8 protein-coding genes are annotated in these 13,355 nt (G+C 42.4%); 4 read left to right on the top strand and 4 right to left on the bottom strand.

Translation table 11 applies throughout. The features are described 5' to 3' along the window. Positions 1–33: 33 nt before the first annotated feature. Complete coding sequence (locus AAEZ02_RS13430) at positions 34–534, bottom strand: YcxB family protein (protein WP_351123571.1); 501 nt, start codon at positions 532–534, stop codon at positions 34–36. Positions 535–1,057: 523 nt separating this feature from the next. After that, a complete protein-coding gene (glnD, locus tag AAEZ02_RS13425) occupies positions 1,058–3,709 on the bottom strand; it encodes a [protein-PII] uridylyltransferase (RefSeq protein WP_351123568.1) in 2,652 nt (883 codons plus the stop codon). Between the two features lie 81 nt (positions 3,710–3,790). Here glnD and AAEZ02_RS13420 point away from each other — a divergent pair, with 81 nt between their 5' ends. From AAEZ02_RS13420 to AAEZ02_RS13405, 4 genes are all read left to right on the top strand, one after another. Further along, positions 3,791–4,498, top strand: a complete 708-nt coding sequence (locus AAEZ02_RS13420) for a 16S rRNA pseudouridine(516) synthase (protein ID WP_351076934.1) — start codon at positions 3,791–3,793, stop codon at positions 4,496–4,498. A 70-nt stretch (positions 4,499–4,568) separates the two neighbouring features. Then, positions 4,569–5,525 (top strand): LysR family transcriptional regulator, encoded by a 957-nt coding sequence (locus AAEZ02_RS13415; RefSeq protein WP_124014030.1) that lies wholly within the window; start codon positions 4,569–4,571, stop codon positions 5,523–5,525. Between the two features lie 337 nt (positions 5,526–5,862). Next, positions 5,863–8,220, top strand: a complete 2,358-nt coding sequence (locus AAEZ02_RS13410; protein ID WP_351123565.1) for an OmcA/MtrC family decaheme c-type cytochrome — start codon at positions 5,863–5,865, stop codon at positions 8,218–8,220. Positions 8,221–8,641: 421 nt separating this feature from the next. After that, positions 8,642–11,035 (top strand): OmcA/MtrC family decaheme c-type cytochrome, encoded by a 2,394-nt coding sequence (locus tag AAEZ02_RS13405; protein ID WP_351123562.1) that lies wholly within the window; start codon positions 8,642–8,644, stop codon positions 11,033–11,035. A gap of 80 nt (positions 11,036–11,115) precedes the next feature. Here the strand turns inward: AAEZ02_RS13405 and AAEZ02_RS13400 are convergent, their stop codons facing one another. Both AAEZ02_RS13400 and AAEZ02_RS13395 read right to left on the bottom strand, forming a co-directional pair. Further along, on the bottom strand, positions 11,116–11,346 hold the full coding sequence (locus AAEZ02_RS13400; RefSeq protein WP_351123559.1) for a hypothetical protein: 231 nt from the start codon (positions 11,344–11,346) through the stop codon (positions 11,116–11,118). 372 nt (positions 11,347–11,718) lie between these two features. After that, positions 11,719–13,254: an MFS transporter gene (locus AAEZ02_RS13395; protein WP_124014033.1), complete on the bottom strand. Its 1,536-nt coding sequence runs from the start codon at positions 13,252–13,254 to the stop codon at positions 11,719–11,721. Positions 13,255–13,355 lie beyond the last annotated feature (101 nt).

Here is a 13,355-nt window from a genome sequence, read left to right as displayed (position 1 = left end):
TTTCTGATTATTGTTTCTGATTATTGTTTCTAATTATTGTTTCTGATTGATAAAGTCGATAGCGTTTTCATCTAAGCAACGTTTAGATAAATAAGTGGTCGTTTTTTGTAGTTTAATTAAAAATCCGACATCGGTTTCAATGATCCGATACACATCGGTCCACAAAATCTGTTGATTAACATGGGCAGACTGACTGTTGATACCATGATCATCGATAGTAAGATTAACATGTTCACCCGCCGCTTTACTCATCATTTGACGCCATAACCACCAGGTTTTATTAAAGCGAATACTCAAAAATTCTACCACGGCCAATCCAATGAAAAAGTAGCCCAAATAGTAGGTTTCTTTAGTACTCATTGCTGCTGAGCTTAGTGAGTCGAGCATTAAAATAGCCAAGCCAACCAGTGCAAATAGGGTGGTTTTAATAAAGCGTTTTGGTGATGGGTTGGGATTAATTGATTGCTGATAGCATTCTTCAAAGTAGGTTTTATCCAGTACATACTCAGTAGTGTAACTAAAGGCTTGTGGCATGATGACCTAATTAACGGCAGTTGATTAGCATAAGTATCGCATAGTCATCAATTTGCTCAAAGTATGAAGAATGCTGGCACAAACGGTGTCGCAAAAGATCGTCGTTAATAAGTGATGCCCAAACGACCTCAAAATACAGGCCAGCATGTCGAGATACTAGTATCGCTTCGCTGCTAGGGCGGACTGCGTCCTGCTAGTATCTCTTCGCAGCTAGGGTGGACTGCGTCCTGCTAGTATCGCTTCGCTGCTAGGGCGGACTGCGTCCTGCTAGTATCGCTTCGCTGCTAGGGTGGACTGCGTCCTGCTAGTATCGCTTTGCTGCTGGGGCGGACTGCGTCCTGCTAGTATCGCTTCGCTGCTAGGGCGGACTGCGTCTTGCTAGTATCGCTTCGCTGCTAGGGCGGACTGCGTCCTGCTAGTATCGCTTTGCGACTAGGCTGTTGATTTTATAGCCTCTAGCCGCGAAGCGTTCTAGGCTCTTTCGCTTGTCATCGCTTGTCATCGCTTGTCACCGCTTATCATCTCAGATATCGTCTTCGCTGATGACTTGCATTAACGTCGCTGACAATTGTTGTTGTTGATCTGGGGTTAATTGCTGATCATCTTTGTTGGATAATAAAAACACGTTGTCTGCCCGTTCACCGACCGTGCTGATGGTAGCCGAATGAATATGCAAATCTAATTCCCTAAACGTACTGGCGATTTGTTCCATAAACTCACTGGTGTCTAAGGCTGATACATTGACTAAACTGCGGTTTGATTTACGTGAATGTAAAAATTCGACATTGGGTTGATTATCAAAACTTTGATGGCGCCTGGATTGGCGTTTTTTAGATAAAATCATGCCTTTATCCAGTACTTGATGCAGTTTATTGATCACTTGTTTACGACGTTGTGTACTGGTGATCGGTTTTTCATCAAAATCGAGGACCTTAAATGACTCAACCACGTAGCCATCTTTAGTACGGGCAATTTGTGCTTGTTTTACCGAAATACGCAGCGTCGCTAAAGTATTAAATAATTTAACAAACAAGCCTGAGCGATCTTTAGTGTACACAAACACGTCACTGCAGCCTTTAACTACTGCATCGTCGAGTAAAATTAAGGTGTTATATTGATTATCGGTTACTGGCGCAAGATCGTGATTAATCATCGCTTGGGTATATCTGGCGATATCATCGGCTTCGGCATTACTGAAAAATGCGATAGGTAATCGACGCCATAATGCCTTGATATATACGCTGCTGTCTTCATCAGCGGCCAATAAGTTTAGGGCTTCTTGTTTATGTTCTCGCACCAAAGTACGCAGTTGTAGAATATTTTCAAAACCATTACGAAGTGCTTTACGGGTAACAAAATACAAGTCTTTTAATAATGACGCTTTCCAGTCATTCCACAGGTCATCATTAGTTGCCTGAATGTCGGCAATGGTCAGGCAATATAAAGCGTCTAAACGAGTTAAGGTACCTACTTTTTTGGCAAAAGCGTTGACGACTTCGGGGTCGTAGATATCCATACGTTGTGAGGTAATAGACATTAACAGATGATGTTCTACTAACCAGCAAATCAGTGCTTCTTGCGAGGCTTTAATACCATGAAACTTGGCAAACAAACTGGCATCGACAGCCCCTAATTCACTATGATCACCGCCGCGACCTTTTGCTAAATCATGGAATAATGCTCCAAAGAGTAGTGTCGATTTATTTGACATTTTCTGATAGATATCAGCGGCTAATACCAGATCTTTATCTAACGTTTTGATGTCTTTATCATAGGTGTAAATGTTTTTAAGCACCTTGTGGGTGTGTTCATCGACGGTGTAGGCATGGAATAAGTCAAATTGCATCTGGCCAACCACTTCACGCCATTGGGGTAAATAAGACGCTAAAATGCCGTGTTGATGCATTAAGGTAATGGCCAAGCCCATGCCTTGAGGATGAACAAAGATGGCTTTAAATTGCTCGCGACAACGCTCAAAATCTTGCAGGTCGCCCATTAAGCGGCGTCTTACTTGGCGCAGTGATCGTAATGTTTCAGCGGTAATGCCGATTATTTTGTCGTGATGAATCGCGATAAACTCAAATAACGCCATAATTTGGGTGCGATCGATAAAAACGGTTTCGTCTCGAACGTGAATATAGTGATCGACAATTTCAAAATTATCGTTAATCACAATAATTTCTGGATTGCGCTCTGGAATAATTTCCCGTTGAAAATAGGCCATTAAAATTTTGTTTAATTCACTGATGCGTTTCATGGCACGAAATAATTGGCGCATCATTTTTTCGATGGCAATATTGCCGCTCTCGCCGATGGGCATTCCATCACCAAACCCCATTAATTTAGCGACTTCAGCTTGGTATTGCAGTAATAAACGATTTTCGGAGCGTTGGGCTGCTTGATGTAAGGCAAATCGCACCCTAAATAAAAAGTGTTGGCACTCCATTAATTCGGCGTATTCATCATTGGTTAAATAACCAAAGTGGCGAAGTGATTGCATATTGGCGACGCCGAAATGCTTGCGGGCCACCCAGCTAAGGGTTTGAATATCGCGCATACCGCCAGGGCTGGTTTTAAGATTTGGTTCAATACTATATGAGGTGCCTTGGGCTTTAGCATGGCGTTCTTGCTGTTCGCTGAGTTTGGCATTAAAAAACGCTTGGCTTTGCCATAAATCTTGGCCGTACAGCGCATTAAGAACCTGCTGTTGATGCTGATTATTACCAAATAAGTGACGAGTTTCCAGTAAGCTGGTCGCAATGGTGACGTCTTCTTTACACGCTTGATAGGTGTCGTCCAAGCTGCGTACAGCATGGCCTAAATCGAGATTAAGATCCCATAGTTGGGTAAGAAATTGGCTAATACGAGATGCTTCGGTAGGCGTTAATGGGCCATCATGGATAATGCAAATGTCGATATCTGAAAAAGGATGTAAGGTTTGTCGACCATAACCCCCGACAGCATTGAGCGAGATCCGCGCGGGATCTAATTCGAAAGGCAGCCAAAGTTGGCATAATAATGCATCGAAGAACTGCGAGCGCTTGTTCAAGGTGTCAATAATGGCACTTTGAAAAATGTTATCTTGTAAATATTGATCCAGTGACTTAATTGCCTGTTTTAATTCAGCGCAGGTCATATCTGGACGCAAATCTGTACAAGCAGGTTGCGAAAGCATGTTACTCCTTAATGATGTTGTGCATTAACAGAATAAGGTATTCTTAAACAAATTGGTATCATTCTATATTGGTGAAGTTTTATGGTGTCTAAACGAGGTCGACTTGATCAATTTATTGCTGGCACGTTACAAATTTCGAAAAAAACCGTCCGTGGATTGTTAATCACCCATAAAGTGCTTGTCGACGGTCAATTTGCCAAATCACCTGACTTACAAATTGATGAATTTACCCATATTGAATGTAATGGTGTGGTGTTACGTCAATATCAACCCTGTTATTTTATGCTCAATAAACCTGACGGCGTGGTGAGTGCAACGGTTGATGATAAACATACGACGGCATTGTCTTTATTACACGGTGTTGAACACGATATGTTGCATATTGCGGGTCGATTAGATCTGCATTCTACTGGGCTGTTATTAATCACTAATGACGCTAAATGGTCAGCGGCATTAATGGCGCCTGAACATAAGGTTGCTAAACATTATCTGGTCACCTTGGCTAATCCTATCGACCAAGAATATGTCGAGGCATTTGCCAATGGGATGTATTTTGAATATGAAAACATGACCACCTTGGCGGCTCAATTAACGCTGTTGTCTAGTCATCAAGCAAGCGTTGTATTGCGTGAAGGTAAGTATCATCAAATTAAACGCATGTTTGGCCGTTTTCGTAATCCTGTTGTGGCACTTCATCGTGAGTCGATTGGTGACATTTACCTTGATAATCAGCTAAAACCTGGCGAATTTCGTTCATTAACAAAAGCTGAAGTTGATAGTATTATTTAGCACTAGATCAACTTTTTTTATTTGATTACATGTTAATTTATTGCCTTCATTGCAACAAGTTAAGTGATATATGGATATTCAAGCATTAAAAAAAGTCCGTGAGTTAGATGTTTTTAGTTTGTTGGTCTTTAAGCTCATTTACGAGACGGGTTTTGCTAATTTTGCAGCCAAAGAGCTCGCTGTCTCTGCACCTAAAATTAGCCGTTGTTTAACATCATTAAGAGCCATGTTTAATGATGAGTTATTTTTTCGGCGTCAACAAGGATTAAAACCGACACCGTTAGCAGAACGTTTGTATCAACCTATATGCCAATTATGTGACATGGTAGGTCAAATTGAGCGAGTGACAGATGACCGTTTAAATCATCAACAAATGCCTATTTTGCATATTGCCGTCTCCCCTAGCATTATTACCAGTGTGGCGATTGCCTTGAGTCATCTTAAGCGTGATGTTATCGGCAAAGTTAAACTTCACAGCTGGCAAGACGACACTGAAGAGCTGATTTATAACGGTGAGCTTGATTTTGGTATTGGCTTTGAAACTCAAGATACTCATGGTTTAGAGTCCTCTTCGATTGCGAGTGTCACCTCCCTGTGTGTGGTGGGTCAGAGTCATCATCTATTTTGGGACACTGCCACTAATATTAACTTAGATGACATTATTCAACATCCTATCGTGTATTTGCGCTGTAAAGGATTTAATAACCGCATTGATCCATTAGAACTCTATTGCCAAACTCATGGTTTATTAATTGAAGATATTGAATGTGTTGAAAAGTTAGAAGATTGGTACTGGCACATGCTCACTATGGACTGTTTAGCCTTAACGATTTGTAATGAAGCGTCTGTTGCCGAAAAAATCCCTCATCTACGGGTTGAAAGACTTCCTAGTAGCGAATTTAATAAGCTTAATACGGTCATGCCTATGCCCAGTTACTGCTTAATTGAGCGTGCAGAGCATTACCGTCGTTATTCTTTAAAAACCAAACAAATGATAATAGATATCACTAAGTCATTGTTGGTGTGAACTTTAATTGAGTTTTAAATGAGATTCAACTCGACGAGGTTTGTCAGTTGGATCTTTTTTTAAATATTAAACCCTCTAAATTCAATGTTTTAGGTGTTTTTTTGTCTGTATTTCATTGTTCTGCTACTTGCCTCTAGTTCATTAGGTACCTCTTTAGGATTACTGAAAGTAAAACTGCCAGTTTCATTTTTGCGGATATTTAAAACTGAAATTACTGATTCCTGTTAACGAATTTACAACCAAGGTTCACAGGTTTGTTACAGCAAGCAAGCATTTATGTCTGTTTCCTTTTACTTTGTATGGGTAAAACTAACTAATTTAAATCGGGGGATTTAAAATGAAGAAATATAATAAAACTTTACTTGCTGCAACATTAATTGCAGCGTTGGGTGTGACGGGGTGTGGCTCTGACGGCAGTGATGGTGCTCCGGGTGCTGCTGGTACTGATGGCGTTGCTGGTGCTGATGGTACTTCAGCAGGGTTAACTGTTACTACAGTTGAAAATGCCTATGACTTTAACTTACAACTGGATCCTAAAGAAATTGTTGTTGTGGGTACCGAGACATTTAACGTTAAATTTACCGTGACAGCTAAAGGTACTGGCGGAGCGGATGTGCCATATTCGGGACTTGATGAAGTTGCCTTATATGTGACCAGCCAATCAGCCAATACCACAGATACTGGTGCGCCAATGTTATGGACCAACCATGCCCTTGCCAATGATTTTGGTAGCAGCATGTATTGTTCGTTAACGGGGACAGCCAAAACATGGAGTGGGACCGAAGTTGATGCGTGTACATTAGTTGAAGATGCAGCCAATCCTGGAACTTATACTGGTACTTGGGAGCATGATGGTAATGCCCCAGTGGTATTAGCCGATGGCGATGCTAACGATTTAGTCCGTGTGATGATCCGTGCCTATCATGTTGCCATGGCTGACGGTACAGATATAAGTGATAAGGTTTTATCAACGCCGATTGATTTTATTCCTGCTACTGGCGAACCTGCTGTTTCTGCAAAAGATGCTGTGTCTAATGCTGCTTGTATTAAATGTCACAGCCCAATGGAAGGTTACGCTGATACTGATATGCGTATTGCCAACATTGGTGCTCACCATAATTATCAAAAAGTTGAAAACTGTGTCGCTTGTCATAACCCAGCTTATGCGGGTGGACAGGATGATCCTGAAAAAGGATTTAATGCAAACTTCAATGCCATGATCCACACCATCCATGCTGGTCATCATATTGCTGACTCATTGACTGGCGACGCTAAAAAAGAAGGATGGGGAGAAATTGGTTTCCCATCTGAGCTAAACGAATGTACTGTTTGTCATGATAATGGCACCCAGTGGAACGACAACGTTTATGCTGAAGCTTGTGTGTCTTGTCACGTAAATGTTGACTTAGAGACTGGTGACGGTCATAAGGGCATTGTGCCTTCAAGTGACGCCGCTTGTTCTGGTTGTCATGGCGCGGGTAGTTTAAGTCCTGTGCAGGCGCATAATGTTGGCGTGCGTGCAATGGCGACAGATTCAATTGAGATTGCGGTTAGTTCTGTTTCTTATACTGAAGATGCTGTAACAGTTACTATTCCAGCGGCCACAGGTTGGGATGGCACAGTAACTGCTGAGCATGATGAAGTACAAGATGAAATCATTGTGACATTTGATGTGACTGTTGATGGCGCTCCTGTTGCTGATGGCTTCGAGTTTACCAAGTTCACTAAGTACGACGAAATGAAGACGGGCTATGTCAATGCCGATGGTACTTACTATGGCAGTGAGTCAGTCAATCTAAATGGTACTGTTGCAGCGGGTGGCAAGTTAGTTGTTACTCAAGTAGCCAACTATGACCTCGACGCTAAGAGCATTGCGATTACTCCTCGTTTCTCAGTGTGTACTGATTCAAAAGGCATGTTAATCGAATGTCTAGATGCAAGTGGTGAAGCACAATACGATGTCGGATATGTTGCAATTACTATGGCTCCAACGTATTGGAATCTTGCCAATGCTGACGGTAGCGGCGCAACCATCTCTCGTTTAAGTGACCCAATGCGTGTTACCGCAGATGAAGCCAAGTGTAATACTTGTCATACATCGCTAGGTATCGCTAAGCATTACGGTAATGAGCGTTTTGACCAATGTGTTGGTTGTCATAATGATACTTGGGGCGGTTCTTATCATCCACAACCAGAGTATAAAACTGACGAAGTTGATGCTGACGGTGCTCCAATCTTCAAAGCGATTGAAGGTCTAAACTACAACACTCGCGACATCTTTGCGGTAGCTCACCGTTTCCATAGTGGCTTATGGGACGACAACCGTGGTTTCCCTGCAATCCATCTTGATGCTGATATGGAAACTCAAGGTTACCCTGCGGTAGCAACTCAATGTGCAGCTTGTCATAAAGACGGTGTGAACCTGTTCGCTGCTGATGGTGGCCTGACCTCTGGTAAGCGTGCAATTGCTGTTGATGGTGGTGCTACTAAGTTCATCAGTCCAGTTGCTGAAGCATGCCGTACTTGTCACGCTCACTCTGATGCCGCTGCGATGGCGCATTTCGAGAGCAATGGTGCAATAGTTGATGGTGCTCCATCATCTACGTCTAACCTACCAGTCGAATCGTGTGCAACATGTCATGCTGAAGGTAAAACTTACGGTATTGATAAAGTTCACGCTGGTGCAGCTCACTAGATATTGAAAACTTCTTAATCATCACTTAAGAAAGTAAGAAACCAAGAGGGAGACAGCAATGTCTCCCTCTTTTTTATTGATTTTTTGTACCTGAGTGTACTTAAGTGTACTTTTACTAGTTACATTTGCTTACTAGTTACATTTTCTTAATAGTTATAATTCAATTGGTTAGCTATAAATTTTTGTTTCTTCCTCGCACATCAATTTTCCCCTCTACAAACTCCTGTTTAGATTTATATGATATGACACTGGCGATTCCATTTTACGGCGACTTATTTACGGAGACTTAAGACTGAAATTACTATTTTAGTTAACTAGCTTGCAACATCGGTCACATAATTGAAGCATATTGTGGGTGTTATGGTCTATTTGCTTCTATTTTAAGTCTGCTAATCAACAAATCTAAATCGGGGGATTTAAGATGAAAAAATATAATAGAACATTATTGGCTGCAGCGTTTATGGCAGCTTTGGCTGTGACAGGTTGTGGCTCTGACGGCAGTGATGGTGTCGATGGTGCTGATGGTGCTCCGGGTGCTGATGGCGCTCCGGGTACTCCCGCTGGTTCGGTTGCAACAAGCGTTGAAAATGCATTTGACTTAAACATTACACTGGCTCCAGCAGATATTGTCGTCGTTGGTGCGGATCCATTTACGCTTACATTTACTGCAAAAAATGCCGCTAGCGTTCCCTTCTCTGGACTTGAAAGAGTTGCCTTATATGTGACTAGCCAGTCTGCTAATACGACAGATACTGGCGCACCCATGTTATGGACAAACCATACACTAGCCAATGATTTTGGCAGCAGCATGTATTGTACCTTAACGGGTACAGCTGAAGCGCGAGGCGGCGCTGTAGTTGATGCGTGTACATTAGTTGAGGATGCCGCCAATCCTGGTACTTATACTGGTACTTGGGCACACGATGGTAACGCGCCTGTGGTATTAGCCAGTGGCGATGTTAATGACTTAGCGCGGGTGTTTATTCGTGCTTATGATGTTGTGATGGCTGATGGTTCAGGGGTAAGTGGTAAGATTTTATCGACTCCTCTTGATTTTATTCCTGCTACTGGCGAACCTGCAGTGTCAGCAAAAGATGCTGTGTCTAATGCGGCATGTATTCAATGTCACAGTCCAATGGAAGGTTACGCCGATACTGATATGCGTATTGCCAACATAGGTGCCCATGGTAATTACCAAAAAGTTGAAAACTGCGTCGCTTGTCATAACCCTGCTTATGCGGGTGGACAAGACGATCCTGAAAAAGGCTTTAATGCTAACTTCAACGCTATGATCCACACCATTCATGCGGGTCACCATATTGTTGACGCGCTTACTGGCGAAGCCAAAGCAGAGTTTGGTGGCATTGGATTTCCTGCTGAGCTAAATGAATGTACTGTTTGTCATGATAATGGCACCCAGTGGAATGACAATATTTATGCTGAAGCCTGTTTGTCTTGTCACGTAAATGTGAACTTAGCGACCGGTGAAAACCATAGAGGCATTGTACCGTCAAGTGATGCGGTTTGTTCTGGCTGTCATGGCGCAGGTAGTTTAAGCCCAATCCAGGCACATGGTGTTGATCGCCGTGACGTTTTTGAAAATGGCTTAGTGTTAAACGTCGCTTCTGCTGAAGTGGCTGCAGACCTATTAACTGTCATCATTGATGTAACATTAAATGGTGTGGTTGCGGCTGATGCTACTGATTTAACCCAGTACTTAAATAAATTCCAATCAGGTGATGATATCTTAATCGGTACACTTGATGGCAATGGTGACTATGTACGTGGATTAAGTATTAATACGAAAGATAATCCAGAAATGTTTATGGTTCTAGGTGGTAAGTTAACCTTAACCAAAGACGTTGCCATGACTCCACTTGGTGGCAAAACACTGTCAGTGTCTTCTGAAATGAACATGTGTGGCAACACTACAACTGACATGATTGTTATTAACACTATGTTAGCTGATGGTGCTGGTACCGACACGGGTGCTTGTGATGTCGCGGTTCCGGCTAACATTGTTACTAAGTTCTTTAAGTTTGATGCTGTTGCTGCAACAGGTGTTGAAACTACTGATAACTTACGTTTTGTCAGCCCTGCATTGACCGCTTATAGTTCACCTACACAGGTGGGTAACGACCGTACAACGGCTGATGAAGCAAAATGTAATGCTTGTCATGACAATTTGTCTCACGTTAAATCACCTAACCATGGTGTGACTAACTTTACCCAATGTGCAGATTGCCATAACAACAGTTATGCCGGTTCTTTCCATAGTGATGTTTATAAGCAATCCGGTGTAGATGCTGATGGTAAACCGACGTTTGCAGTAATTGAAGGCCTAGAGTTTTACAACCGTGATTTAGCCACTGTTGCTCACCGTTTTCACAGTGGCTTGTTTGCAGATGATGAAGGTGCTGGCATTTACTTAGACACAGATGGCGAGTTAGTTAACTATCCTGCTGTGCAAACCTATTGCCAAGCGTGTCATAAAGAGACCAATGCTGCAGGAGATGCTATGCCATTCTTCTCTGGCACTGGCGCATTAACCTCAGGTAGAACTGCAATTAAAGTCGATGTGAATCAATTTGATGGTGTTCCTGGCGAGTTTATCTCCCCAGTCTCTGAAGCATGTCGTAGCTGTCACGCTCACTCTGGCGCTGCTGCTCTTTCTCACTTTAAGAGTAATGGCGCGACAGTCTTTGGTGATAACATCACCTCAGCAGATGCTGTGCCAATTGAATCATGTGCGACTTGTCATGCTGAAGGTAAAACTTACGGTATTGATAAAGTTCACTCAGCTGCAGCGGACTAGTTATTAAGATAAGGTGTTAATCATCAATTAAGAAAGTTACAACGTCAGTAACAGGGAGGCCGCAATGCCTCCCTGTTTTTTTAACTGATTTTTTTAATTGATTTTTTGTAACTCAGTGCAGCTGGATCAAGTAATAAGTACTTATGACTATCGGTTATTAATGTTTTTCTAGCGACAATGTCACGGCAACAAAAGCCGCGAAAAACACTCAGTCGATAAACACCACGTCGATAAACACCAGGTCGATAAAGACCAGTAAGCTTCACTCTCCTGCTCATTCTGCCGATGTCATCAGCTCGATTTGTAGCCATTTATGAGTCATTCAATGGGTGTTAATTGTATTTTAGGTGAGCTGCATAATCTTAGTATCTTAGTATCTTGGTTTGTTGCTGTACTCGACGGCGACTTATTGGTCAGACTTCTTTTTGGACAATTAGTCTGGACTTTTAGCTCGGAAAATCATTGAGGTTGCCGTTTTGTCGAGTGCGCTATTTCGCTTATGGATTGCTATTTGCTAGTGATTTGCTAGTGATTTGGTCGTAAACAGAATGGTTAATTAATGGCGTTGGTATGGCAACTTGATGACCATTTATTGTTATTTTATTGTGGATAGCAACAGGGAGGTATTGCTGCCTCCCTGTTGCTAAATCAGTTGCTGATGCTAACAAATTGCACACGATGAACTAAGCGACTTGTTGGCGCTGCATCCTTAATAACCATTTACCGTAGATGAAAATCCCTACCGCCGAAGTAATACCAATAACCGCAATAATATACCAAGCCATGCCGATGTTGTTGGCATTATAGAGGGCTTGGGTGAGAACTTGGGGATCTTGTCCCGTAGAACTGACTAAGCGACTAAAGGCTTCACCTTGGGGGATGTTGGCTATATCGGTTAAGCTCATACCATTATCTGATAAGACTTCACGGGCAATACGCTCTTTTGAGGCGTATATGTCATAAAGCTTTGGGCCGAAATAACCTTCTAAAGTCCAACCTATGCCTTGAGGTAGCATCACAAAGCCTAAGTACATGGCTTTTTTACCTTCTGGCGCGATATTGCCCATAAATTCATTTTTCTTAGGGCTAATCATCATTTCACCGACGGAAAACATGGCAATAGCCAGTACAATCATCCAAGCCGCATTAAAAGCACCGACTAAGGCAATGGCTAAAATACTCAGTAAACAGCCGACAAACATGGTGGTGGTAATGCGATATTTAGCGGTGAGTGCCGCGACAATAAAGCAAGTGGTCATGATCATCCCGGCATTGAGATTGAGCATGCCTTCTGGCATCACTTTGGTACCGTCGTTACTCAGCCCCAACCAAAATTGTAATATGCCATTGCTAGTGCCTTCTGGACCAAATAACGAGGTAACAATGACGCTGGTATCAACCCATTCAGCAATGTGGATAGGTAGCACATCAAATAATGAGTTAAATAAAAACCAAAAACCGGCAAACACTAACATGTAGTAAATCACTATTGGCTTTTTCAGTTCTTTAAGGGCATCTTTCCACAACGCTTCTTGTTTCACTTCGCCGGATTTTACTTGACGGGTGCGTTCAAGTCGGTCTTCCTTTCCCGGTTCTTTGTAAGCGAGTAAAAATAAAAAGTTAAATGAGATAATCGCCGCACAAGCAAAAAACACATTGTCCCAAGACAATTGGCGCATGTGCACCGCAACTAATGGGCCTAAGAAACCACCTATGTTAACCACTTGGTAAAAAATGCCCCAAGCCATGGAGGTGTTATTACGATTAGTAGACAGCACCAAGGTACCTTGAATGCCCGGTTTAAATACTCCGGTGCCAATAGCTAGCAACATGGCGCCGGCGAGAAATCCCCAAAAGCTAGGGAAAAAAGCCATGGTTAAATAACCACAAATTTTGACTATGGTTGAAACGAAAATGGTTTCTTTGTAGCCTACTCGGTCAGATATGCCGCCAGTTAGCACTGGAATGAAGGTTTGCAGTAACGCCCAGACTGACACGATTAGACCATAGTCACTTAAGTTGATGCCTAGTCCGCCTTCAGATACTGGCGTTTTAGCATATAAACCCGCACTGGCTTTGACGCCATAATAGGCAATACGCTCTACCAGTTCCATGCCACCTACAAGCCAAAAAATATAGCCTAAACTGGATATCGCGGCCCACATGCCCAACTGTTTTACTTCACTCAGATCGTTGCCTGAATGTGAATTAGTGCTCATAGGTCACCCTTTTATTTTATGTTCTATACTCAAGTGAATTCAAACTGCAGGTTTTAATTTCTGAAAGTTATCATTAATTGTATCACCGAGCGTGTCAGCAA

The sequence above is a fragment of the Shewanella sp. T24-MNA-CIBAN-0130 genome (assembly GCF_040310185.1).
GTDB classification, from domain to species: Bacteria; Pseudomonadota; Gammaproteobacteria; order Enterobacterales; family Shewanellaceae; genus Shewanella; species Shewanella psychromarinicola.
The sequence above is the reverse complement of the archived record's forward strand: the minus strand, read 5'-3'. Positions and strand labels throughout refer to the sequence as shown.